A 233-nucleotide genomic window follows, 5' to 3' on the forward strand; every position below is an offset into this window, starting at 1 on the left:
GTGGGGAGACGAGGGCAAGGGCAAAGCCACCGACCTCCTCGGCGACCGGACCGACTGGGTCGTCAAGTTCAACGGCGGCAACAACGCCGGCCACACCGTCGTCATCGGCGACGAGAAGTACGCGCTGCACCTGCTGCCGAGCGGCATCCTCTCGCCGGGCGTCAACGCGGTCATCGGCAACGGCGTCGTGATCGATCTCGAGGTGCTCTTCGCGGAGCTCGAGGCGCTGCACG

1 protein-coding gene is annotated in these 233 nt (G+C 67.8%); it reads left to right on the forward strand.

The features are described 5' to 3' along the window. Positions 1–233: adenylosuccinate synthetase (locus tag ACR9ZK_RS23630; RefSeq protein ID WP_481344344.1), on the forward strand; the 233-nt coding region annotated here is incomplete at both ends.

This window comes from Monashia sp. HAY1-5C (genome assembly GCF_056755255.1).